Origin of the sequence: Parabacteroides hominis, assembly GCF_014287585.1 — a bacterium.
In the GTDB taxonomy this organism is placed as follows: Bacteria; Bacteroidota; Bacteroidia; order Bacteroidales; family Tannerellaceae; genus Parabacteroides; species Parabacteroides hominis.
Genome location: NZ_JACOOJ010000001.1, coordinates 138,824 through 163,187, shown reverse-complemented (window position 1 = coordinate 163,187; position 24,364 = coordinate 138,824). Strand labels below are relative to the sequence as shown.

Below are 24,364 nucleotides of genomic sequence, written 5' to 3'. Positions count from 1 at the left end.
GGAAGAAAATATCTTTAGCAAGCCTTGAAGCTCATATCCAACCCCTTGACAGAGTGTGTCAGTGCGCCGACCGAGATATAATCCACACCGCATTCCGCATAATCGCGAAGCGTGGCAAAAGTGATACCCCCGGAAGATTCCAGCTCATAACGTCCGGCAACCATTTCGACAGCTTTCTTTGTGTTCTCGATGTTGAAGTTGTCCAGCATGATACGGTCGATACCGCCGACACGCATCGCTTCCTGCAGCTCGTCGAAGTTGCGGACCTCGATTTCGATTTTCAAATCCTTGTTTTTCTCTTTCAGGTACTGGTGGCAACGTGTGATGGCCGATTCGATACCGCCGGCAAAGTCCACATGGTTGTCCTTCAGCAAAATCATATCGAACAACCCGATACGATGGTTGACGCCGCCACCGATTCTGACCGCTTCTTTCTCGATCATGCGCAGGCCCGGAGTCGTTTTGCGCGTATCCAGCACGTGCGTTTTCGTCCCTTCCAATGCCTTGACATATTTGCGTGTCGTGGTTGCAATACCGCTCATACGCTGCATGACGTTGAGCATCAGGCGTTCTGTTTGCAACAAAGACTGTACCTTGCCTTCGACAACGAAAGCGATATCGCCTTTCTTCACTTCGGCCCCGTCATGGATGAATGTCGTCATTTTCAGATCCGGATCGAATGTGTGGAAAATACGTTCAGCCATTTCGACACCGGCCAATACGCCGTCTTCCTTCACGATCAGCTGGCTCTTACCCATTTCCGTAGCCGGAATGCAACATAAAGTCGTATGGTCGCCATCACCTATATCTTCTACAAATGCCAGGCGGATCAGTTCCGCAATCAGTTGTTCTTTTGTTTCTTGTACGTTCATATCTTTTGATTTATTCTATTCTGATAGACTGTATAATCGCTTTGTTTCCTTCTGCACGGTATGTCACGTTTACGCGATATTCACCGGATGAAGTAGGCAGTTTGCCGACAAAGAAACCATTCTCTTTTTTATCAGCATGGTGGACGACTGTGAATCCTGTCGGTTTGTTCCCTCCGAAGAAGGTATTCAGCATTGAAACAGCGTCGTTTGCGTTGCACTTTTTGGATGAACCCGGTAGGGCCATGTCGACTTCCTTGTCCATTGATCCGCTGAGCGACGAGGCGTTGCCTCCTTTAAAAGCGTTCGATATAGGAACTATATCGGCAGCCATTACACTCAGAACCGAGAGAACCAATGCCAACGTCAGAAATAATCGTTTCATAAGCTTTCTCCTCTTTTTGTGAGTATTATCGTGCAAAGGTATGTATTTTTTCCTGTAATTTAGCGTCCTCAATCTCTAAAATGTAAACGAATGAAAATTGCACTGATTGTGATCGGTAAGACGGATGCCGGATATTTTGTGGAAGCGATCAATGAGTACAAGAACCGCTTGGTTCATTATATCCCTTTTGAAATGGAAGTGATCCCTGATATTAAGAACGTCAAAAATCTTTCCGAATCCCAGCAGAAAGAGAAGGAAGGCGAATTGATTCTGAAAACATTACAGCCTGGCGACTATTTGGTTTTGTTGGATGAAAAAGGAAAAGAATTTACCTCGATGCAGTTTTCCGCCTATATAGAAAGAAAGACGCATACGGTTCCGAAGCGCCTGGTTTTTGTTGTCGGTGGCCCGTACGGTTTCAGCGATGCTGTTTATAAAGCCGCCACCGAGAAAATATCCTTAAGCAAAATGACTTTCTCCCACCAGATGATCCGCCTGATCTTTATCGAACAGATCTACCGGGCGATGACGATCCTGAATAACGAACCCTATCACCATGAATAATATTAGGCACGGAAGTCCAAGACTTCCGTGCCTGAAAGAAATTTATTGTCTGACTTTCTGTATCAGTAGATAATCTAACAGCGTCATCGCCGTCATCGATTCGACGATAGGGACAGCCCGGGGTAAAACACACGGGTCATGGCGTCCGCGGGCTTTTAAGATCGTGTCTTCACCTTCCATATTGACGGTTTCCTGTTCCATCAGGATGGTAGCAACCGATTTGAAGGCGACACGGAAATAAATATCCTGCCCGTTCGAGATGCCTCCCTGTATGCCACCGGAATGATTCGTATGGGTGTTGATGTGTCCGTTATCGTTGAAGAAACGGTCGTTCCGTTCCGAACCACGATATAAAGCCGCTTCGAAGCCGTCGCCATACTCGAAACCTTTTACGGCATTGATTGTCAACATCGCATGTCCCAATGCCGCATGTAGCTTTCCGAATACCGGTTCGCCCAAACCAACGGGGACTCCCTGTGCCACACAGGTAATCACGCCGCCGATCGTGTCTCCTTTGGATTTCACCTCGGCGATCAAAGCCTCCATCTCTGCGGCAACAGCCGGGTCCGGACAACGTACGGCGGTGTCTTCCACCTTGCTCAGGTCGTAATCCGTATAAGAACCGTTTAGCTTGATGTTTCCAACCTGCGACGTAAATGCCTGAATCCGGATTCCTTTCTGGCGGAGGGCCAACTTGGCAATTGCCCCCGCCACGCAACGGGCGATCGTCTCACGTGCAGACGAACGTCCACCGCCGCGCGGGTCGCGGATTCCGTATTTGGTCTGGTAGGTATAATCGGCATGGGAAGGGCGATAGACACTCTTCATATTGTCGTAGTCAGCCGAGTGCTGGTTCTTGTTCCAGACGATAAAACCGATCGGAGTACCGGTAGTCTTTCCTTCGTAAATACCGGAAAGGAACTGTACTTCGTCGTCCTCCTTGCGTGGAGTGGTGATTTTGGATTGCCCCGGTTTGCGACGGTTCAGTTCACTTTGGATAAAAGCCGTATCCAATTCGATACCGGCAGGGCATCCATCTATTACGCCTCCGATTCCAGGACCATGCGATTCACCGAAAGAGGTCAGTCTGTATATGTTTCCGAATGTATTCACTTGCATCCTCCGCATCCGCATCCACCTTCGTGGTTGTGGTCGCCGCAATCGCTTCCGCAGTCGTCGCATCCGCAATCGCATCCACCTGCCGGAGCAGAGAGAGCTGCGATTTCTTCAGCAGTCGGTTCGTGCACCTCGATAACTTCACCGCTGAAATGCAGCGTTTCACCAGCCAACGGATGGTTGAAGTCCATCACGACTACATCTTCTTTTACTTCCAAAACAGAACCGTTCATACGGTTGCCGTTCGAATCCATCATCGGGACCGTGTTGCCTTCTTTGATCATTTCTGAGTCGAACTTGCCGTCTACCTCGAAAATATTCTTCGGAAGATCCAGTACGTGTTCTTCCACATACTCGCCATATGCGTCTTCCGGGGTTATGGAGAAGTTGAATTTGTCGCCCACTTCCAATCCTTTCAGTGCGTTTTCAAAGGCGGGGAGCATGGCGCCGGTGCCAAAGATGAACTTCAGAGGGTTCTCGGTTGTTGCTCTTTCCATCAACTCGCGTTTTTCGCCTTCGTCTACGGTCAGATCGTAAGTAACTGCGACGAACTTATTTACTGTAATTTTCATTTGTAATTGTATTTGTGATAAATAAAACGATGACAAATCTACGCATAATTTCCGACTTGTCTGCTTGGAAACTGTTATTTCTTGTCTATAACTTTCTTTAAAGTGTCCAATGCCGAAGACAGGACAGAACGCGGGCAGCCGATGTTCAAACGCATATATCCTTCACCCCCCGGGCCGAACATACTTCCGTCGTTCAGCAGCAAGCCGGCTTTATCCTGGAATAAGCTCACTAACTCCTGTTGGCTTAGTTTCAGGTCACGGCAATCCAGCCATACGAGGAAAGATGCCTGGGGAGGATAAACCTTGATCTTGGGATGTTTGGATTTGCAATATTCATCCACGAAGCGGACATTTTCAGTGATATACATCCGCATTTGTTGCAACCATTCGGCTCCGTATGTATAGGCGGCTTCTGTCGCCGTATAGGCAAAGATCGTTCCGGCATTAAATTCTCCTGCTTCCATGAAGGAATAGAATTTTTCGCGTATTTCCGCATTGGGGATGATCGAATAGGAGGTTACGATTCCGGCAATGTTGAAAGTCTTGCTCGGAGCCATAAAAGTAATGCCGCAATTGGCTGCTGTTTCTGAAACAGTCGCAAACGGATGATGGGTGTATTGCGGATAGGCCATCTCTGCATGGATTTCATCGGAGATAACGAGTATATTGTGTTTGGCGCAAACCTCCGCCAACTTGGCCAGCGTGTCTTTTTTCCAAACGACACCGCCCGGATTATGAGGGTTGCAAAGAATCAGAACCTTGCAATGCTCATCGATAACCGATTCAAGATTCTCAAAATCCATTTCATAAGCGCCATCTACCATTTTAAGCGGATTGTAAACAACCTCGCGGTGCATGCTTTCCGGGACAATACGGAAAGGGTGGTAAACCGGTGGCTGGATAATAACTTTGTCGCCCGGCTTGGTGAAGCATTGCAAAACGAAACCGATTCCCTTTACGATACCGGGGATATAACTAAGCCATTCACGCTGGATTTTCCAGTTATGTTTATAATGTACCCACTCGATAATACTATTATAATAAGAGTCCGAATCGTATGTGTACCCGAAAATCTCGTGTTCACAACGTTTCTTGATCGCATTCACAATAAAGTCCGGTGTCCGGAAATCCATGTCGGCTACCCAAAGAGGCACAAGGTTCTCATTGCCGAAACGTTCTTTCAGGTTGTCGAACTTGACGCAGTTCGTACCCCGGCGCTCGATGATCTCGTCAAAATTGTATTGTTTCATTTGTATATAAGTTCTGAATTGACAGGGGTCAAAGATACAAATTATATTTAGAAACTGTTTTGATTTCCGGTGGGTAGTTCTTGTCTGCAAAATCCGGTCTGTCTTCTTTAATATGCTACCGGACTTTTAATTGTGTTCTCATAACTGAAATTTATAACCGATAGCCAGTGTCGCATTACGGTTTCTTAACTGATGATAAAGTCCTGCATCCATGAATCCTTTCCACATGTCCTTTAAGCCTAAATCATAATTAAACGACATACTGACACGTCCTATTTCGGCATTTAGCCCGAAGCGTAGTCCAGTGTCGAAACGGTTAAATGCATAAGCGAGCTTTCTTTCTGATTCAGCTGTATTATAATAATGAGATTGAAAGGGATTCGACCATTCTGTTTGATTCATGGATTCATTGGGGGTATTGCTTATAGCACTCTTTTCAAACTCCCCGTATCCGTTAACCCCCCATGCAAAATAAGTCCCAATGGAAGGTGTGAGATGAATATTAGATGCTACCGGTATTCGATAGCCGACCATTACCGGCACTTCTAAATAGCCTAATCTGACAAGTATTTCATATCCGAGATCGTCTGCACAAATTGTGTTTGCTCCTTTCATTGTATGAAATACTCCGGTAGACAGATTGATACAGTTCTTGAAAGCATAATCGACCGTCAATCCTCCCTGTGATCCAATCTGCGTATGATTGGTTTTAACGTTAACACTTGACAGGTCAATACCTGCTTCTACTCCCAAACGCCATTGCGCCTTTGCCGGAAAGAAGCAGAGGCTTAGTAATGCAACGATCAATAATTTTGTTACTTTCATAATTTAAAATATTATTGTTTTATACAATGAAGACACGAATTTTAAATAATCCTCTATCGGGCTAAAAAGCATAAAGTTTATTTGAAAAACACGGGATAGTTTGATTGATACTTTCTACAAAAAAAGTAAGTCTCTCATATACCCCGTGTGTGACTACACATTAAAGATTATTTGCTATAAACATTTTGATGAAAAGGACAAATGCTTGAAACTCCCTTAATACAATTTTGCGGTATAATATATTTTCCTTTATAATAATTGTAGCCGACACCTTCAGGACTGGTTCCTCTTGTTTCTGCTTTGAAATGTATACAATCCGGTGCTTTTAAAGGATCTGACATATTACGGACAGAAAAATTCATTAAGTTTTTAGTATAAAATCCCATTTTACCTTCTCCTAATACGACTTTAGCAGGAACATCAAGGTTTATTGTACCATAAGATTTTACGTATCCGTTAGGATATACTTCGGTTGGTATCCCATTAAATATACATTTTATTTGTGATACAGTATAATCTGTTGAATAATGTTTCCATCCGGTAGGACGTTTCTTTTTGCCATCGACTTTTATTTGGAATTGTACCATTATTTGATTAGAACCATGACTGTCTTCAAATGCTGTATTCTTGATCAAATAACATTCGGCATAAGCTCGCTTCGTATTGTCACTTTTTGTGTAGCTGAACAGATCAAAGTTGATTTGTTCACTTCTTTCTTTTGATGAAATCGGATTTAAATAAGCTATTCTCTGGATTGATTTTGAATTATCAGTCGTTGCTAAAGTTATGTATTTACTATCGACAATATTCTTGATACCATTTATATAAAAAATTCCATTTTTATTGATGATGTTTTGATAGGCCCTTGATTGGATAGTGGAATATATAAGGCTATCTTCAGTCATATATACAAATTGTTTATTTTGATTTAATAGTTCAGTGACTTTTGATGGTGCATTGTCTATTGCAGTATAAATAGCTTCAATGATGTTATCTGTAAAAGTTCGGTACGATTCGAAATGGTTTGATGTTTCCCAGTTTCTAAACTCTTTCTCTGATAATTTTGACAAAGAATCAGATATCTCAAAATAATCTTTTGCGGATCTGAAGTTTAATGCACCATCATTTTCTACATGATAGGGTACATCTAATGAAATAGAGGGTGATATGCCAATGTTAGCAGATGTTCCTTCTATTACCTCTGTTTGTTCACATGATGCTAATGCTAATGTACTTGTACAAAACAATAAGATAATGTTTTTACTTTTCATGATTTTGTTTATTAAATTAGTTATTAAAAAGATTACCATAAATAATATTATTCCCATCTGTTATATATATTATATCATCTTCTCGTACATCTTTATTCAAAGAAATAGTAGTAAAAGATGTAGCTTTTGTATCAATAGACTGTTTATGTATCACGTTTCCTGTAAAATTTGTAACGATGACCTCTATTGACCCTAAATTGGATGAAAACTCTAACAATAAATCTTTATTGTTGTCTTCTATCCAGGCTTGGATGGGATATTGAGGAAGGTTAGATCTGAAACTTTTTCCCCATTGTCCTGATAGTGGTACTTTTTTTTAGCAAAGCTGGGCAATGTAAATGCCAGTGCTAATCCTATACACCATAATTTGTTTTTTACCATGATTTGTTCTTTAAAAAATGAATGATGCAAAAGTAGAGGGCTATGTCTTCTTGGCAAAGGGATTGATCGAAATAGGCATGGACAGAGAATATTTTATTGTATGATATTTATGGTTGAAACACAATGTGTTATGTGGATAAAGGATGGACATTGATATATTTTATCAAGACAATGTTGAGCATTAGCTTGTTTAAAATCAATAAGTTATAAGGTGGTCATAAATAGTTGTGTCTTGATTGGTCAAATTGAGCCTTTGGCGGGCTCTTTGCCTGTATTTACTGACAGAATTGGGGGTTATGTTTAACAGGATTGCTTCTGCTTTTACATCGAGTTGCAAGAAGCTGAGGTAACATATCTTTTTTTCTGTATCTGTCAGATTGTATGGGTTTTCTTTTATGAAGGTCGCAACGTTAGGATAAAGCATTTGGATAAGGGCAATTAGGCTGTTCCAATCTTTGTCTGTTAGTTTTTGCTCTTTATCGGGAGTCACATTCTTGCAAAGTTTTTTTATTCGCTTCGTGATTGATGCGGCTTGAAATGTATTGCGTCTTAAGGTACACAACTCTTCTTTCGTTTTTTTTGCTTCTATTTGAAGATCTTTTGTACCTTCGAGACTTGAGCTTTTTTGTTGTATTTCTAATTCCAACTCATTTAGCTTGATCTCCTTTTGCTCTAAAGCTTTCCGTTGATAATTATTTTTTGCTTGATAGAGCAGGTAAATAGTTAGAATTATTATAGCAGAGATGCAAAGCAGGATAATATAGAAGTATTCAGTAATTTCGAGGTCTTTGTATTGCTTGAGTAAAACAGTTAAATTGTGCCGTTTTTCTGCATCAATGATGTCTACTTGCATCTCTTTATTATATAAAGAATCTTTTGCTTCAATATATTGTTCTAAATAATTCAATGCCTTATTTGTATCTTTTGCATCTTTCTCAATTAAATATCCCATATATAAACGATCAATAGGCGTATCTTGATTGGAAGTCGGACAATCCGCTTTTTTTAGATAGTACCGTGCAGAGTCTAACATGTCATTATAATAATATAAAGAACTTAATGCTAAATAGTGAGGCGCAATATTAGTTCTATCCGATACCATTGATTTTAGAAAATATTGCTTTGCTTTCTCTTTCTCTCCTAATATTTCATATATATTTCCTAAATTATTGGCTATTTCTGCTTTTTCTGCTATACTACCGACTTCTGAGATAATAGAATCCGCTTTTAATATGTAATTTAATGCAGTAGAGGAAGAATTATCAAGATAATAAGTTATGCAGATGTCACGTAACGCAAATGCATAACTTCTGATATTCCCGGCCTTTTTGAAATAGTCAGCGGCTTCTTCAAACTTTCGTCTTTCTTCGCTTCTTTGCCCTGTATAGGTGTATAAATCTCCCATGTAGCTACAAATATATCCCGCTACATTATATATATGTCCGTTCAATGCTATTTCCAATGCTTCCGAATAAGCGTTGGTCGCCGGTATGAAAAGTTTGTCTTCTGCATAGGAACGGCCTAAATATAAACCGGTCCAAGCCTGTTGTTTTGTAGTCCCATGCTTGGTGTACCATTGCAAGGCGCGTGAGAGTTGTTCTACATAAGGCATATCTTTATGTAATTTGTCTGCGGTTTTACTCTGTAAAAAACACCAACGGGCAAAAAGTTTGTCATTTAACTTATCGGGCGTTTGTATGCTGTCTAAAAGAACTTGCGCACTGTCAGGTTGCGTTTCGACAAAAGATTCTGCCTGGTCAAGCAGATGGTGAGTTGTTTGATTGTTCCGGCAAGAGAAGAATACGACAAATAGTAGTATGAATAAAAGATTGTTTTTCATATTGAAACATTAGAGTGTGCAAATATACGATTTTATATCGATTGAATGGTCTTTTTTTAGTGGTCTTGATTCTGATTGAACAGAAATAGGGGACAGTTTTTTACTCGCAATAAAGTGCATAAACAGATAGTTGATATTTTTACTGAAACTGTATTGGAAGATTTGTGTCTTGGCAAATATAAACCAATACCTCGTCTCTATTGGTTCAAATCTTCTTAGATTATCCTCTAAATACCCCCTGGTTATTTTATTTAATTAGGGTTCACACTGTTCGGGGGACTCTATAGATCAGCATGTTGCTGTGAACCCTGTGAATGCAAGATAAAAAAAGGCGGGATTGACCGATAGGATTGGCTGATCGTAATCCGGTTTCACAGCCTTCACAACAAATTACTGGCCATTAGTCTTTTACCGCCGTGAACCCTGTTTTTTAGTTTTGTCATATAAGGGCTTGGATTGGCTCCTGTCCCATAAAATATAGGTTATAGGCTAAAAAATACAGCCTTTAGCCTGTCCGGGAAAAGCCTATAGGGTAGCAGGAAAAAGGTAGGCATCTATCCGGCAACCGATGCTTGTCTTTTCGGGAAGCGACAGGCATCTATAGGAACAACTTCACATACGAGGTTTGAGTCTATTAGACTCATATCTTGGCAGATTTGAACCAATTTTAGGCACGGATTACACGGATTTCACGGTTTAAATATGTTTTGAAAAAACTTCTTGCCGTGTAATCCGTGAAATCCGTGCCTAAAATATAGGTTCAGTTATTCTTAAAAACAAATCCCTCTTCTACCCTTATCAGGGCAGGGGGTTATTGTATAATATTGTTTCATTAACAACAAAACACATTCTTTGCAAATAACTGCAAATTCCGGTTCTCCATAGGGGGAAAAGGGCTTTCTTCCATGAGGTGCGCGGTTTTTCACCATGAAGACGGTCGCTATCGCCGTGGGTTGCCGGGGCCATGCACTACGAAGACGGTCGTCATGGCAACGAAGACGGTCGTCGCCGCGATGAAGACGGTCGTCATGCCGGCAAAGGGGCAAATCTCTTTTGGAATATTCAGGCCTGCGTCGACTTTCGTTTGCTACAGACGATTCTCCGGGAGTTTAGTTTTTCCACAATGTCAGGATTTTCTGCTTTCCGGTAACAAAGAAACTTTGTTTTTCCATTTCCTGCCGTCCTCGTTTTACCGGCTGCTTGTTAATCCCGACCTGAAAGAGAGAAACGTCAAACACGAATGATCCGCGATTTCATCCCAAATAGAAAAATGCCCCAATAAGAGTTATTGTCTGTTTTGGCAACCCCTTTGATTGGGAAATTTAGCAAGAAAGTATATCAGATGAACAGGTTCACATTCGCCTCCTCTGCCCGTTCGAGGTAAGAAGCCACACCGCCCAGCGTAACGTTGTCCATCAGTTCTTCTTTTTGCACGCCCATCACATCCATGCTCATGGTGCAGGCGATCATTTCCACGCCGTTGTCTACGGCTTGTCGGATCAGGCTTTCCAGGCTGTCGATCCGCTTTTTCTTCATGATAAGGCGCATCATCCAGCTACCGGCGCCTCCCATATTCATTTTAGACAGCTTGAGTTTTCCGCTGTGTGCCGGAAGCATCCAGCCGAACATCTTGCCGAAAATATCTTTGGAGACAGCCGGCTTGTGCTGTTTTTTGATCACATTCAGTCCCCAAAAAGTAAAGAACATGGTCACTTTCTTGCCGGTCGAAGCCGCTCCATTGGCAATGACAAAGGAGGCCAGTGCCTTGTCCAGGTCATCACTGAAGACGATCAGTGTCTTGTTGTCGGCATTGTTCCGCGAAATCTCGCAGGGAGCTGTTTTCTCCTGCTTGCGGATGGTGGCGGCAACCACCCCGTTTTTGTTTTCCAACGCAACCAACTCTGCGCCCGTCATCTTACACCAGGAAGCGACATCCTTGCCGAAAGCCTGGTCGGTGGCTGTTATCTGAAGTTGTTCGCCTGCCTTCAATGTCTCGTAGTTCTTTTTCAGTTGCATCACAGGTCCGGGGCACATCAGTCCGCAGGCATCCACTTTCAACGGGGCGACCTGGGTAGCGGGGCATCCGCAGCTTGTGCTTCCCGGTGATTCGGGCTTGCAGGGAACGACCTCTTTTACCGGTGCTGTCGCCACGCTCCACGTCTTGTATCCTCCGGACAGGTTGCGCACGTTCTTGAAACCATTCTGCACCAGGATGCGATAGGCTAAGTAGCCACGCAGTCCGACTGCACACGTTACGACGATCGGTTTCTCCTTCGATAGTTCGCCTAAATGTTCGCGTAATTCGTCTACCGGTATGTTTATAAATCCGGGGATCGTACCTAATTTATATTCGTCGCGTGTACGGACATCGATTCGAATCGTGTCGGCTGGAAGTTCAGCAAGTTCGCGCCACTGGATGATCCGGGATTTTTCGCTCAATATATTTTCTGCAACGAATCCTGCCATATTCACCGGATCTTTGGCTGACGAATAGGGAGGAGCATAGGCCTGTTCCAATTCCGCCAGGTCGTAGACTGTCCCGCCTCGCTGTATCACTTGTTCCAGCATCTCGATGCGTTTGTCTACTCCGTCGAAGCCGACAACCTGGGCACCTAACAGCTTGCCGCTTTCCGGAGCGAACAATATCTTGATAGACAATGGAACGGCATCCGGATAATATCCGGCATGCGACACCCCGTGAGTATAGGATGATATATATGCGATATTATTCCGCTTCAACAACTTCGCATTAGCTCCGGCTGCGGCAACCGTCAGGTCGAATACTTTGGCGATGGAAGTTCCTATTGATCCCGGATATTTCTCTTTGTTGCCGAATACGATATTGTCCGCCACGATACGCCCCTGCTTGTTTGCCGGTCCTGCCAGCGGGATGAGGGCCGGTTGCCCGGTTACGAGATGGCGTACTTCGACGGCATCACCGAGAGCATATATATTTGCATCGGAAGTTTGCATATAATCGTTTACCGCAATACCGCCCCGCTCTCCGATGGCGAGCCCTGCTTCTTTTGCCAGTTTGGTTTCCGGGCGTACCCCGATGCTCAGCAACACCATGTCGGTAGCGATCTGTTTGCCGCTGCGAAGGTGTACGGTCACACCACCGTCTTTTTCTTCAAAACGGCTGACGCCGTCTTCCAAGTGTAACCCGACTCCCTTATCGGTCAGTTGCTGGTGTACGATTGCCGCCATCGAAAAGTCCAACGGTGCCATCACTTGGTTTGCCATTTCCACCACGTCGACCTGGATGCCCAGGTCATGCAGGTTTTCCGCCATTTCCAGTCCGATAAAGCCGCCGCCCACAACGATAGCGTGTTTCGGATTCTCCGTATTGACATAATTCTTGATCGTATCGGTGTCCGGCACGTTGCGGAGCGTGAATATCTTTTTGCTTCCGATCCCTTCGATACCCGGCCGGAGCGGTTCGGCTCCCGGCGAAAGAACCAGTTTGTCGTATGTTTCGGCGTATGTCTCGCCTGTGGATAGGTTCTTGACTTCCACCTCTTTTTTATCCGGACGGATGGCGGTTACCTCCTGTTCTGTGCGGATGTCGATCCGGAAGCGTTCTGTGAAACCTTTCACTGTCTGTACGAACAGCTTTTCCCGGTTGTTGATCGTGCCACCTATATAATAAGGTAGGCCACAGTTTGCATACGATACATATTTCCCTCGTTCGAACAGGACGATATTGGCTTTTTCATCCATTCTGCGCAGACGTGCTGCAACGGTAGCTCCTCCGGCTACTCCTCCGATAATCAGGTAGTTCATGTTGTGAAATTTTTATTTGTATTATACATATTTGCTAATAGAAAATATTAGAGTAAAAAAGGGGTTCAACCTTTTTCCATACAAGTTTTCAGTTTCTCGAACAATCCGTCGAAACGTAGTTCTGCATTCATCATCTGCTGTATTTTCTCTTTTCCGCCAGGAGTGAGGGAGAAAAACATCTGCCGTTTATCGTTTTTGTTGATGTTGCGGCGGATATAGCCTTTATTCTCTACGGTTGTGATCACTTTTGAAACACGTGAGTTGGACAGACCTATATATTCGCAGATCATACCTGCGGATTTTGTTTCTCCGTCTTTCAGGCAGCAGAGCAGCATGGCCTCGTTGATCGTAATATCGTGTACTTCCGTAAAGGCTTTCTCGAACTGATATAAAGTTTTATATATATCTTTGATTGCACAAATTGATTCCATATTCTTCTATGTTGTTGATGGGTACAAAGATATATATTATTTTCAATGCAAATAGTGTTTAGTGGAAAATATTTTCGATGAAGAGGGTGCATGCTTTAAAGTAAAAGGATGCATGCTTTCAGAAAATAGCATGCATCCTTTTAAAATAATTTTCGTCGGACGACGGAGTATGGTTTGTTTAATCTCTGTTGGAGAAGTACTTCATGAACTGCGAGCGTTCATACATCGCCGGATTGGGGATGTTGGCATAGTTCAGTTTGCCTTTGAACTGGTCAAGCGACTGGTAATGTGCCTGGTGCATCCATTCTTCGATACAGGTAAGCACCTGCGTGATAATTTCTGCCCCGTGTGTATAGACGGCACTACACATTTGTACGGCATCGGCTCCCGCGAGCAAACATTTGATAACATCTTCCCAATCGTGCACTCCGGTAGAGGAAGCGATACTGATTCCGGGTATCTTGCCTGAAACGATTGCTGTCCAGCGAAGCGTGTCACTCAAGTCGGAATGGTTACTGAAGACGTTGCCTGAGACGATTTGCATATTGTTGATGTCGATATCCGGTTGGTAAAAACGGTTGAAGAGGACGATTCCGTCCGCTCCGTTTACAGTCAGCGTATGGGCGACAGCCGGAATGTTACCGACCATTTTGCTCATTTTGATCATGACAGGGATCGAAACCGTTTCTTTCACTTTACGGATAATACTGACATACAAGTCGCGCATGTTTTCGCTGCTGTATGTGAGGTCTGTTTCCAGGAAGAACACGTTCAGTTCCAAGGCATCTGCTCCTGCCAATTCGATCTGGCGGGCAAATTCTATCCACGCATCCGATTTATAGCAGTTGATACTTGCGATAACCGGGATGGTGCATAGTTCTTTCGTCTTCTGGATCAGTTCCAGATAGCCGTTTATCTGGTTTGCTTTTACATAGCCACGTATGTAATCGGCGGCTTCGGGATAGTCCGAATCCTGCATCAGTACGTCGCTTTGCATTTCAATCTGCTCTTCGAAGAGTGATTTCAGCACGATCGCACCGGCACCGGCTTTTTCAAATTCCTTATTTCGTTCCGCGTTGTTTGTCAAACCGGAACTTCCGACGATAAGCGGGTTACGAAGTGTCAGGCCCGCATATTGTGTTTTAATGTCAATCATGTCAGATTCAATTATGTTCAACGATTACAAAAATAGAGAATTATTTTCTACCTTATCCATTCTTGCTCTTTAAAATGGTTAAAACTCAATATTCCCGTTCTCCGAAAATGCTGGTTCCTATGCGTATCATCGTACTGCCTTCGCTGATGGCGATCGGGTAGTCATGGCTCATTCCCATCGATAATTCGCAAAAATATTCGTCACTCTTGAATACCGAGTTTTTCAGTTCAGTGAAAAGTTCATGGATCTTATGGAACTCATCTTGGATCTGCGCAGTGTCGTCAGTGTTTGTCGCCATCCCCATCAGTCCGCATATCCGGATGTTGGGAAGGGCATCGGTCGACAAACTGTGCAGCAGTTCACGGCATTCGTCGGGGCTGAAACCATGCTTGGCTTCTTCCTGTGCGACATGTATCTCTATCAGGACACGGACGATACGGTCATGTTTGGCCGCTTGCTTGTTGACCTCCTGCAAAAGTTTCAGTGAGTCAATGCTGTGTATCGTGTGGATGAACGGGGCGATATCTTTCACCTTGTTGCTTTGCAATGGACCGATAAAATGCCATTCGATGTCACCGGGCAAGACTTTTTGTTTAGCTGTCAGTTCTTGGGCCCTGCTTTCACCGAATACACGTTGTCCGGCGTTGTAGGCTTCCTGCAAAGCCTCGGCGGGATGGAACTTGGAGACCGCCACCAGCGTGACACCTGCCGGCAGCGATGCTTTCAGTCTTGTTATATTCTCGGTGATGCTCATGCTTCTCTTGTTTCCGCCAGTTTTTTCTGTTCGGCAATCAGTTCTTCCTCGGATTTCTTTTCCGCAGGGACACTGTTGGCGTCAAAGGGGAAGACATCCATTAGCTGGGTCTCTGCGACGGATGCGATGGTATAGTCGGCAAGCGTACCCTTCATGCCGTCTTCCAATACGGCGATGGCATCTTTCAGGTTAGACGCCTGTGCCAGCATTTGTGCGGCAGTTTTCTTTTCGGCTCCGCTCTTTTCGTCGAGGGTGATGAAGTAAACTTTGATCTTATAGAAACGGTCGCCGTTTTCGTTGAAGAACAACTCTGACAAGCGGGCGCGTTTGATGTCTGTCACTGTAAACTCCCCGGAGATGAAGGGACGTATTTCTTCGATAATGCGGGCTTCCGCTTCCGTGAACGACAAGGCGTCTACCAGATAAGGTTCCGTCACTTTCTTTTGCATTCCATTCTCCAAGACTTTTTCGTAGGAGACTTTGCATTCAAACCAGTTATGCATATTTATACGTTTTATAATGTCTGTATTCTTGTTCTAAACAAGGTACAAATATAACGGCAATTCGGGAATTAAACAACCGGAACGGATTTCTTTGTCAATTATTGGAATCGCCGTGAACCTTTTGGCGGGCGCTCCGGTTATATAAGCGTAGTGTGTTTTTTCATGGTATTAGATTTTTAGATTAGTAATTAGGTTGTTTTGTCCGGTTCGGGAGGGATAGGGCAAAGGTTCTAAAATATCAGAGCCGGAGGTATAGGGATTTCCCATACATTCCGGCTCTTTTACGTTTTAAAACTCGTCGTTGGCATAGATAGCCAACAAGTTATTCATTTTGTAGTCGAACAATTCGTCGTCATTGAAAAAACGTTTCAATTCGATGGCTGCCGTTTCGGGCGAATCGGAAGCATGCACGATGTTTTCCTGTACGCTCATGCTGAAGTCGCCGCGGATCGTTCCCGGCTGTGCGTTCCTTCCATTGGTGGCACCTGCCAACTGGCGAACGACGTGTATGGCGTCCACCCCTTCCCAGCAGCATACGATGACGGGACATACCGACATGGCGTCTTTGATGCGTTGGAAGAATGGTTTTTCTTTCAGGTGTGCATAATGTTCACTGAGGATCTTATCTGTCAGCCAGATCATTTTCATGCCTGCCAGTTGCAAGCCCTTTCTCTCGAAGCGGGAGATTATTTCCCCAATCAGTCCTCGCTGAATGGTACAGGGTTTCAGGATAACAAGTGTCTTTTCCATACTGTTTATGTTTATAAGATTCGACGTATCTGCCAAAGATAAAACAATTATTTCTAATAAGTTAATTTGTAGTATAATATTCAATAAAGATTTTGAAACGGAGGGGAGCCGGAAGGGAGACGTGTGGTTCATAGCTGTGTGGAAAAGGGAATATCCGTTTTACCGGAGGAAAGAATAAAGCACACAAAACCTGCCGCACACTGGTGGCACAGTGTGCAGGAGTATTGGATTGTTTAGTATGCGGTTCATCTCGCCCCGTCGGACATGCCGTATTGACTGATAATAAATTACCTCAAAAACAATTTATTAAGGTTACATAGATTAACATTCAGACAATTAAAGCCCTGAAGGTCCGATTACTTAATATATCTATATTTCCTCCAGTCCGGAAATGTATCCCGGAGGAAATCGCGGAGAGTTTGGCGGTTTACTCCGAATTTCTCGGCGATTTCATTCATGGAACATTTCTCATTGATCATTTTCCGGATGATATTTTCTTTTCCGGATAACCTGACCTGCATGGTCTTTTTGCCTTTCGGACGACCGAGTTTCGTGCCTTCCGCTTTTTTACGCGCAAGTGCCTCGCGAGTGCGTTGCGAAATCAGGTTACGTTCGATTTCTGCACTCAGGCTAAAGGCGAAGGCCAGGATTTTACTATTGATATTATTCCCTAATTCATAGCGTTCTTTGACTGTAAGGACGATGATGTCCCGTTCCATGCACTGGTGAAGGAAACTCATGACCTGCATCAAATTACGTCCAAGCCTTGATAGTTCTGTTGTTACAAGTGTGTCACCTTTACGGATTTGTTTTAATAGTCTGCCGAGCTGGCGATCCGATACATTTGTTGTTCCGCTGATTGTTTCGTCTACCCAACGTTCGATACGGAAACCTTTCGCTTTTGAATAGTTTTCAATCTCGAAACGTTGATTCTCAGTACTCTGTTTATCCGTACTGACTCTTACATAACCGTATATCATACCATCTGAATATTAAGTGAATAACTAAAGATACTTCAGAAATAGAAATGAAAAGGCGGGATTAGTATTTACCAACTTTTTTTATTGTCGTATGATTATAAGAGAGCATTCCCTCTACAAAGGTGGATATAATAATTTAAACGAAACAGCCTCTGAAAGTGAAAATTAAATTAAATTTTACGCAGTGAAAGGGGAAAGGAGTACATTTGCCGGAAAGAATTGTGAGATATGAAGAAATTATTGTCGCTGCCGCCTAACCTGGTTGGCAGTTTCCATGAGATAGCGAATGCCGATCCGGCAGACTGGTTTTGTACGTCCGACCCTGTAGGCGCCCGTCTGGGATCAGGCGGAGGAACGACTTGGTTGCTTGAGGCTTGCCGCCGCGATGACGATGCTGCCGGGACGTTGACGACCGGAGAATGGCTGGCGTGTGAAAAACGGATATTACTGCATGCCGGAGGGCAGAGCCGGCGTTTACCTGGGTACGCACCTTCGGGTAAGATATTGACGCCCATCCCGGTGTTCAGGTGGGCGAGGGGACAGAAATTATCTCAAAACCTCCTTTCGCTCCAGCTTCCGCTGTATGAGGAGATCATGCGCAAAGCGCCGGATTCGCTGCATACGCTGATTGCCAGTGGTGACGTTTACTTGCGCAACAGCGAGCCGTTGCAGGAGATTCCTGAGGCCGATGTTGTTTGTTACGGCTTGTGGGTAGATCCCGCACTTGCCACTCGCCACGGAGTGTTCGTGTCGGACCGTAAGTCTCCCGACCAGCTCGATTTCATGCTTCAGAAACCCACTCTCGATGAGTTGGGACGACTGGCGGGCACGCACCTTTTCCTGATGGATATAGGAGTCTGGCTGCTCAGTGACCGGGCGGTGGAACTGCTGATGAAACATTCCTACGACCCGGACGGAAAACAGATGAAGGAATACGACCTGTATTCCGAGTTCGGTCTTGCTCTTGGAGCTCATCCTCGTATAGCCGACGAAGAGTTGAATGCGTTAACCGTTGCTATCCTGCCGTTGCCGGGAGGTGAGTTTTATCATTATGGTACGAGCCGCGAACTGATCTCCTCGACGCTGTCGGTGCAGAACCTTGTACGTGACCAGCGGGCGATCATGCAGCGCAAGGTGAAACCACATCCTGCCATGTTTGTCCAGAACGCCGAAGTTTGTTGTCCGCTGACTTCCGGCAATTCCGAGCTGTGGATCGAAAACAGTTTTGTGGGGAAACGGTGGATACTTGCCGATCGGCATGTAATTACGGGGGTTCCGGTGAACGATTGGGAGTTGCACATTCCTTCCGGTGTATGCATTGATGTCGTGCCTACCGGTGACGAAGGCTGGGTGGCACGCCCGTACGGTTTCAATGATCCTTTCAAAGGAAATACGATGGATGAGTCGACGCTCTTCATGGGGCGTCCCGTTGTGGAATGGGCTGCGGAACGGGGTGTTTGCCTGCCGGAGTGTGCCGACATACAGAATGCGGCCTTGTTCCCTGTCTGCCGGAGTATGGATGAGTTAGGTATTGTGCTGCGCTGGATGGTCTCCGAACCCCATCTGGATGAAGGGCGCAGGGTGTGGGAAGCGGCTGGAAAGATGTCCGCAAACAGGCTTTCCGACTGTGCGGATCTCCGTCGTCTGTTTGCCCAGCGCGAAGCGTTCAGGAAGAAAAACTGGCCGATGCTTGCGGCCAATCATGATAAAAGTATTTTCTATCAGTTGGATCTGGCGGATGCCGCTTCCGAATTTGTTACCGGAGGGATCGCGCTGCCTGAGGCTTTGCCGGCAGAAGCCCCGCTGATGAAGCGCGTGCATGACCATATGTTTCGCGCCCGTGTCCTGCAACTTTCGGGAGATGACCGGGGCATGGTGGAGCAACAGCAGGCATTCTCCCTGTTGCGCGAGGGACTGATCAGTACGATTGCCGATGAGAAGCAGTCGCCCCGCCTCAATGTCTATCGCGACCAGATTGTCTGGGGGCGCAGCCCCGTGCGTATCGATTTGGCAGGAGGGTGGACGGATACGCCTCCTTACTGCATGTATGCCGGTGGCAATGTCGTGAACGTGGCGATCGAATTGAACGGCCAACCTCCCTTGCAGGTCTACGTGAAGCCGGCCCGCGAGTATCGTGTCATTCTTCGTTCCATCGATATCGGGGCGATGGAGAGCATCTCGACTTGGGACGAACTGCGTAACTTTAACAAAGTCGGATCTCCTTTCTCTATCCCCAAGGCGGCACTGGCTCTGGCCGGGTTTGCGCCTGAATTTTCAGCAGGCCGTTATGCTTCGTTGGAAGAACAACTGAAAGCATTCGGCTGCGGGTTGGAAGTGACGTTGCTGGCTGCTATTCCTGCCGGTTCCGGTCTGGGAACCAGTTCGATCCTCGCGGCTACGGTATTGGGCGCATTGTCGGATTTTTGCGGCTTGGCGTGGGATAAGAACGAGATTGGCAACCGGACTCTGATACTCGAACAACTGCTCACGACCGGAGGTGGCTGGCAAGACCAGTACGGAGGCGTGTTGCATGGATTGAAACTGTTGCAGACGGGCGAAGGCTTCCACCAGAACCCGTCGGTGCGCTGGCTGCCGGAATATCTTTTTACCGAACCCGAATATCGCGCTTGCCACCTGCTTTACTACACGGGGATTACCCGTACGGCGAAGGATATCCTTGCTGAAATCGTACGCGGGATGTTCTTGAACAGCAGTACCCATCTTCGTCTGCTCTCTGAAATGAAAGCGCATGCATTGGATATGTACGAGGCTATCCTTCGGGGTGATTTCGCCTCTTATGGCCGGTTGGTCGGCAAAAGTTGGGAACAAAACAAGGCACTTGATGCCGGGACAAATCCGCCTGCTGTGGAACGGCTTATCTCTCGCATCAAAGATTACACGCTGGGCTATAAACTTCCCGGCGCCGGCGGAGGCGGTTACCTTTATATCGTAGCCAAAGACCCGGAAGCCTCTTTGCAGATCCGCCGCCTTCTCACGGCCGACCCGCAGAATGGCAATGCCCGTTTTGTTGAAATGAGCTTGTCGGATAAAGGTTTGCAGGTGAGCCGGTCGTAAGCCGTTGCGATGCTCTGCTATGCGCGTAGGCCGATCCCGGTTCGGGATGGCAGTTTTCGGCTCGAAAAACAGCCGTCCCAACTTGGGACGACCACTTTCAGAAAAAAAGTGCCCGTCCCAAGCTGGGACGACCACTTCTGTGACAAAAAGTACTCGTCCCAAGTTGGGACGACCACTTCTGTGACAAAAAGTAGTCCTCCCAAGTTGGGACGGCTACTTTTGTTACAAAAAGCTGTATTCCCAAGTTGGGACGGCTACTTTTGTTACAAAAAGCTGTATTCCCAAGTTGGGACGACTGTTTTTGTGACAAAAAGATATTCTTCCGGATTACGCTTCAGATTCCGGCGACGGGGTGGTCGCATACTCATTTTAAGTCTGCTGATTTGGCTAAAACGATAACAGTATTTGTTATTTGTCTTTATTGATTAATCGGATTCCTTCAGTTTCGATATCGATTATCTTTTGTTTGTAAAGGGTCCCGATTGCCTGTTTGAATGCTTTCTTGCTACAGCGGAATAGAGAATAAATAAGTTCCGGTTCACTTTTATCATGAACGGCAACGTATCCTCCTTGGGCTTTGAGTGAATCCAGAATTGTCTTGGCAATACCTTCGACCTTTTGATAGCCTAAAGGAGTGAGGCTGACATCTATCTTTTCGTCTTCCCTGACTTCTTTGATGTACCCTTTTAGATGTTCCCCTTTTTCCAGACGTTGAAAAACCTCATTGTGATAGACCAATCCCCAATGAGCATTGTTGATAATTACTTTATACCCTAATTCAGTATCTTCTGCGACCAGCAAATCGACTTCCTGATTAAAGGAATAATTCGGTATTACATTGTCCAGGTATTTTTCGATTCTTGCAGAGGCAACTATACGTCCGGTAACATGATCTACATGCACATATACAAGATACCATTTCCCTTCCCGCATAGGCATTTTTTGTTCTTTAAAAGGGACTAATAAATCTTTCATTAATCCCCATTCGAGGAAAGCGCCAGTATTATTAACTGATTTCACTTCCATAAACTGAAATTCTCCTGCTTGCGCAAGAGGTTTGGCCGTCGTTGCGATCAATCTCCCTTCATTGTCATGATAAATAAAAACCTCGACTTCATCTCCCGGTTTTACATTCTTGGGCACATAACGGGCCGGCAAAAGAATTTCCACTCCGTCTCCACCATCCAGATAAACCCCAAAGTCCAGATCTTTTACGATCCTTAGTGTATTATATTTTCCTATTTCTACCATCTTCCTATTTATTTTAAGGCAAAAGTACGGGAAAATAGCCTAATATCCTATATTTTTTATTTCTCAAGCAGCAATATACCCAAATTTGCATCGTTATAGTTGTAATAGTTTTTATAAGGAGTTTTTAGATGGATGGTTCCTCTGAAAGTTGTATCTTTGCAGTTCTAATTTTTGAAATACTTATTAAAAGCATGAGATTGAAATATTATTTGTTTGCCCTTTTTTGTGGATTGATGTGTGCGTGTTCGGCGCCAAAAGATGTGATTTATTTTCAGGGTATAGATGATTTGACACCAGAGCAATTGGCAAAGATGAGTCAAACATATACTACCAAAATAACAAGTGATGATTTGTTATCTATCAATGTTACTGCATGGGACCCTGCTGCTGTAACCCCCTTTAATCCGCCTGTATATGCCTATTCGGCACAAGGCGAACAACCTCTTGCAGCCTCTCAAAGTTTATATACCTACTTGGTAGATCCCAAAGGGAATATAAATTTCCCGGTTCTTGGTGAAATTCATGTTGCGGGTTTAACCAGGCAAGAAGTTGCAGCCAAAATGGAAAAAATGATATCTAAGTATGTAGAAAACCCGTTAGTAAATGTTCAACTTTTGAATTTTAAGATTACAATGATGGGAGAAATTTCTCGTCCCGGATCTTTCACTATTAAGAATGATAGAATATCAGTTTTGGATGCTATTGGCATGGCTGGAGATTTACCTTTGACAGCGAATAGAAAAAATATATTAGTAATACGGGATAATAATGGCGTAAAAGAAACATATCGGGTGGATATAACAGATCCTGCAATATTTGCATCTCCGGGATTCTATCTGAAACAAAATGATATTGTTTATGTAGAACCAATCAAGAATAAGCAACGTGCTCGTACGAGTTCAGATCGGCAGTTTACGATGTCATTGTTGACTTCAATAATTAGTTCTGTATCAATTATCACAAGTATGGTAATTACAATTGTGAATCTTAATAGAAATTAATATAAGGTATGAATACAATTCAGCACGATAATGAGACGATTAGTCTGAAGAAAATAATAATATATTATATTCGCCATTGGAAATTATTTGTTCTTGCTGCTATTATATCTTTGATACCAGCATTGTTGTATTTGATATTTACACCTCGTACTTATGAAATAGCGGCAAAGATACAATTGATAGAGGATAAGAGTAATTCGAGTAATGGCTTTAATGTCGGGGATGCTTCTGGATTAATGAAGTCCTTTGGTTTAGGTGGAATTGGCGGAGGAAGTATAAATTTGGACGATGAAATGGCTAAGCTCACCTCAAACTCGATATTGAAAGATATGGTATTAAAATTGGGTTTGAATATTTCTTATTATAAGCCATATGCCTTTAAGTATAAGATGTATGAGGATATTCCTCTGATATTGTATGCGGATTCTACTACGGAATGCAATTTGGATTGTACAGTGACCTTTGATGTTGATATAAAGAAAGATGGTAAGATCAAAGTTAAGACAGAAGCTTTAAAAGAAAAAAAAGTATTTGAATTTGCATCTTTGCCTGCAGAAATAAAATTAAAAGAAGGTGATTTTATTTTAGCTTATAGAGATGAGGCGATTAAACCTTTGTCATTGACTTTGGATATTTCTCCTGCAGGTTGGGTCGCAGAAAATATATATCAGGATTTTACATTTGACGAATATTCCAAGAATGCAAATGTTATTGAAATTTCATATGTAGATTATGAAAGGCGCAGAGGACTTAATATGTTAAATACTTTAGTTGATATTTATAACCACCAGGAGGATTCGATTAAGCGAGCCGAAGGAATGAAGTCATTGGCTTTTTTGGAAGAACGCATTCAACATGTAATGACTGATTTGAGCGAAACAGAGGTCTCTATAGAACGTTATAAATTGAAAAATAGAATGACTGATATTGAGGCTGATGTTCAATTTTATGTAGAGCAATTGAAAGAACTACAAAGTAAGATTATTGAATTAGAGGCTCAAGATCGAATAGTTGAAATGTTGAATGTATATATTAAAGAACCTCAAAACATGTATAATTTGATACCCTCCTTGCTTTCTACAGGAGAGGGAGATAAGGCCGGTCCTATAACTACATATAATGAAGCCTTATTGGAGCGAGCTAAATTATTGCAAACAACGAAAGGAAATAATCCTCTTATTGAACAGATAAATAAGCAGGTAGACCAGCTTAGAGGAAGCGTTTTTCTTGCTATCGAAAATTCTCAAAAAGCAATACAGTTTACTTTGAACGATTTAAAGGCAAAAGAAAAACTGATAATGGATAAAATGGGAACAGTTCCATCTTTAGAAAGAGAATATATTGATTATAAGCGTCAACAAGAAATTTATCAAGCTGTTTATTTAATTCTTTTACAAAAAAGAGAAGATATAGCTTTATCTATAGGAGAGTCTAAAGATCGGGCGAGATTTGTGGAAAAGGCATATGTGAAACAATCTCCTATCGGTCCTAGGAAACTTTATGCGGCAATAGGAATGTTGCTTTTTACTTTGATTATTCCGGTTGCATTTTTATTTGGTCGGGAACAATTTAGTGCGTTAAGAAAAGAATATAAAGAAACAAAGTAA

General features: G+C 43.8%; 21 protein-coding genes and 1 pseudogene. 5 read left to right on the top strand and 17 right to left on the bottom strand.

Features of this window, described 5'->3' with window-relative positions:
* Nucleotides 1–14 precede the first annotated feature (14 nt).
* Together nadC and H8S65_RS00665 are read right to left on the bottom strand one after the other, a co-directional pair.
* Nucleotides 15–872, bottom strand: coding sequence for a carboxylating nicotinate-nucleotide diphosphorylase (nadC, locus tag H8S65_RS00670; RefSeq protein WP_186928037.1), 858 nt, complete (start codon nucleotides 870–872; stop codon nucleotides 15–17).
* A 10-nt stretch (nucleotides 873–882) separates the two neighbouring features.
* Entirely contained in the window at nucleotides 883–1,254 is a 372-nt protein-coding gene (locus H8S65_RS00665; RefSeq protein ID WP_186928036.1) for a DUF4783 domain-containing protein, read from the bottom strand.
* A gap of 90 nt (nucleotides 1,255–1,344) precedes the next feature.
* On the opposite strand from H8S65_RS00665, the gene rlmH reads away from it, so the two are divergent.
* Complete coding sequence (gene rlmH, locus H8S65_RS00660) at nucleotides 1,345–1,818, top strand: 23S rRNA (pseudouridine(1915)-N(3))-methyltransferase RlmH (RefSeq protein ID WP_186928035.1); 474 nt, start codon at nucleotides 1,345–1,347, stop codon at nucleotides 1,816–1,818.
* A gap of 42 nt (nucleotides 1,819–1,860) precedes the next feature.
* On the opposite strand, the gene aroC is transcribed toward rlmH, so the two are convergent.
* From aroC to H8S65_RS00625, 7 genes and pseudogenes are all read right to left on the bottom strand, one after another.
* Nucleotides 1,861–2,931: a chorismate synthase gene (aroC, locus tag H8S65_RS00655; RefSeq protein WP_186928177.1), complete on the bottom strand. Its 1,071-nt coding sequence runs from the start codon at nucleotides 2,929–2,931 to the stop codon at nucleotides 1,861–1,863.
* Nucleotides 2,928–3,506 (bottom strand): FKBP-type peptidyl-prolyl cis-trans isomerase, encoded by a 579-nt coding sequence (locus H8S65_RS00650; protein WP_186928034.1) that lies wholly within the window; start codon nucleotides 3,504–3,506, stop codon nucleotides 2,928–2,930. The genes aroC and H8S65_RS00650 overlap by 4 nt, the downstream gene beginning before the upstream one ends.
* A gap of 74 nt (nucleotides 3,507–3,580) precedes the next feature.
* Nucleotides 3,581–4,756 (bottom strand): MalY/PatB family protein, encoded by a 1,176-nt coding sequence (locus H8S65_RS00645; protein ID WP_186928033.1) that lies wholly within the window; start codon nucleotides 4,754–4,756, stop codon nucleotides 3,581–3,583.
* Between the two features lie 138 nt (nucleotides 4,757–4,894).
* The gene (locus tag H8S65_RS00640) at nucleotides 4,895–5,581 is read right to left on the bottom strand and encodes an outer membrane beta-barrel protein (RefSeq protein WP_186928032.1); all 687 of its coding nucleotides are present in this window, start codon (nucleotides 5,579–5,581) and stop codon (nucleotides 4,895–4,897) included.
* Between the two features lie 167 nt (nucleotides 5,582–5,748).
* Nucleotides 5,749–6,852, bottom strand: coding sequence for a hypothetical protein (locus H8S65_RS00635; protein WP_186928031.1), 1,104 nt, complete (start codon nucleotides 6,850–6,852; stop codon nucleotides 5,749–5,751).
* Nucleotides 6,853–6,868: 16 nt separating this feature from the next.
* Nucleotides 6,869–7,150 (bottom strand): annotated as a pseudogene (locus H8S65_RS21275) (DUF3244 domain-containing protein); the annotation flags it as partial.
* A gap of 279 nt (nucleotides 7,151–7,429) precedes the next feature.
* Entirely contained in the window at nucleotides 7,430–9,073 is a 1,644-nt protein-coding gene (locus H8S65_RS00625) for a tetratricopeptide repeat protein (protein ID WP_186928030.1), read from the bottom strand.
* Between the two features lie 986 nt (nucleotides 9,074–10,059).
* On the opposite strand from H8S65_RS00625, the gene H8S65_RS00620 reads away from it, so the two are divergent.
* Entirely contained in the window at nucleotides 10,060–10,317 is a 258-nt protein-coding gene (locus H8S65_RS00620) for a hypothetical protein (protein WP_255488992.1), read from the top strand.
* Between the two features lie 94 nt (nucleotides 10,318–10,411).
* Here the strand turns inward: H8S65_RS00620 and H8S65_RS00615 are convergent, their stop codons facing one another.
* The 7 genes from H8S65_RS00615 to H8S65_RS00585 all read right to left on the bottom strand — a co-directional run bounded on the left by H8S65_RS00615 (nucleotide 10,412) and on the right by H8S65_RS00585 (nucleotide 17,430).
* Nucleotides 10,412–12,856 carry an FAD-dependent oxidoreductase gene (locus H8S65_RS00615; RefSeq protein WP_186928028.1) on the bottom strand — a complete coding sequence of 815 codons (2,445 nt, stop codon included), beginning with the start codon at nucleotides 12,854–12,856 and terminating at the stop codon, nucleotides 10,412–10,414.
* Between the two features lie 65 nt (nucleotides 12,857–12,921).
* On the bottom strand, nucleotides 12,922–13,287 hold the full coding sequence (locus H8S65_RS00610) for a MarR family winged helix-turn-helix transcriptional regulator (protein WP_186928027.1): 366 nt from the start codon (nucleotides 13,285–13,287) through the stop codon (nucleotides 12,922–12,924).
* A 178-nt stretch (nucleotides 13,288–13,465) separates the two neighbouring features.
* The gene (locus tag H8S65_RS00605; protein ID WP_186928026.1) at nucleotides 13,466–14,443 is read right to left on the bottom strand and encodes a dihydroorotate dehydrogenase-like protein; all 978 of its coding nucleotides are present in this window, start codon (nucleotides 14,441–14,443) and stop codon (nucleotides 13,466–13,468) included.
* 85 nt (nucleotides 14,444–14,528) lie between these two features.
* Entirely contained in the window at nucleotides 14,529–15,197 is a 669-nt protein-coding gene (locus H8S65_RS00600) for a YggS family pyridoxal phosphate-dependent enzyme (RefSeq protein WP_186928025.1), read from the bottom strand.
* Entirely contained in the window at nucleotides 15,194–15,700 is a 507-nt protein-coding gene (locus H8S65_RS00595; RefSeq protein WP_186928024.1) for a DUF4494 domain-containing protein, read from the bottom strand. The genes H8S65_RS00600 and H8S65_RS00595 overlap by 4 nt, the downstream gene beginning before the upstream one ends.
* 288 nt (nucleotides 15,701–15,988) lie before the next feature.
* Nucleotides 15,989–16,450: a nucleoside-diphosphate kinase gene (ndk, locus tag H8S65_RS00590; protein WP_186928023.1), complete on the bottom strand. Its 462-nt coding sequence runs from the start codon at nucleotides 16,448–16,450 to the stop codon at nucleotides 15,989–15,991.
* Nucleotides 16,451–16,806: 356 nt separating this feature from the next.
* Nucleotides 16,807–17,430 carry a master DNA invertase Mpi family serine-type recombinase gene (locus H8S65_RS00585; protein WP_186928022.1) on the bottom strand — a complete coding sequence of 208 codons (624 nt, stop codon included), beginning with the start codon at nucleotides 17,428–17,430 and terminating at the stop codon, nucleotides 16,807–16,809.
* Between the two features lie 228 nt (nucleotides 17,431–17,658).
* Here H8S65_RS00585 and H8S65_RS00580 point away from each other — a divergent pair, with 228 nt between their 5' ends.
* Nucleotides 17,659–20,505 (top strand): bifunctional fucokinase/fucose-1-phosphate guanylyltransferase, encoded by a 2,847-nt coding sequence (locus H8S65_RS00580; RefSeq protein ID WP_186928021.1) that lies wholly within the window; start codon nucleotides 17,659–17,661, stop codon nucleotides 20,503–20,505.
* Nucleotides 20,506–20,913: 408 nt separating this feature from the next.
* On the opposite strand, the gene H8S65_RS00575 is transcribed toward H8S65_RS00580, so the two are convergent.
* Nucleotides 20,914–21,756, bottom strand: coding sequence for a CvfB family protein (locus H8S65_RS00575; protein WP_186928020.1), 843 nt, complete (start codon nucleotides 21,754–21,756; stop codon nucleotides 20,914–20,916).
* A 191-nt stretch (nucleotides 21,757–21,947) separates the two neighbouring features.
* Between H8S65_RS00575 and H8S65_RS00570 the strand changes: the two genes are divergently transcribed.
* Nucleotides 21,948–22,757, top strand: a complete 810-nt coding sequence (locus tag H8S65_RS00570) for a polysaccharide biosynthesis/export family protein (RefSeq protein WP_186928176.1) — start codon at nucleotides 21,948–21,950, stop codon at nucleotides 22,755–22,757.
* Nucleotides 22,758–22,765: 8 nt separating this feature from the next.
* On the top strand, nucleotides 22,766–24,364 hold the full coding sequence (locus tag H8S65_RS00565) for a GumC family protein (protein WP_186928019.1): 1,599 nt from the start codon (nucleotides 22,766–22,768) through the stop codon (nucleotides 24,362–24,364).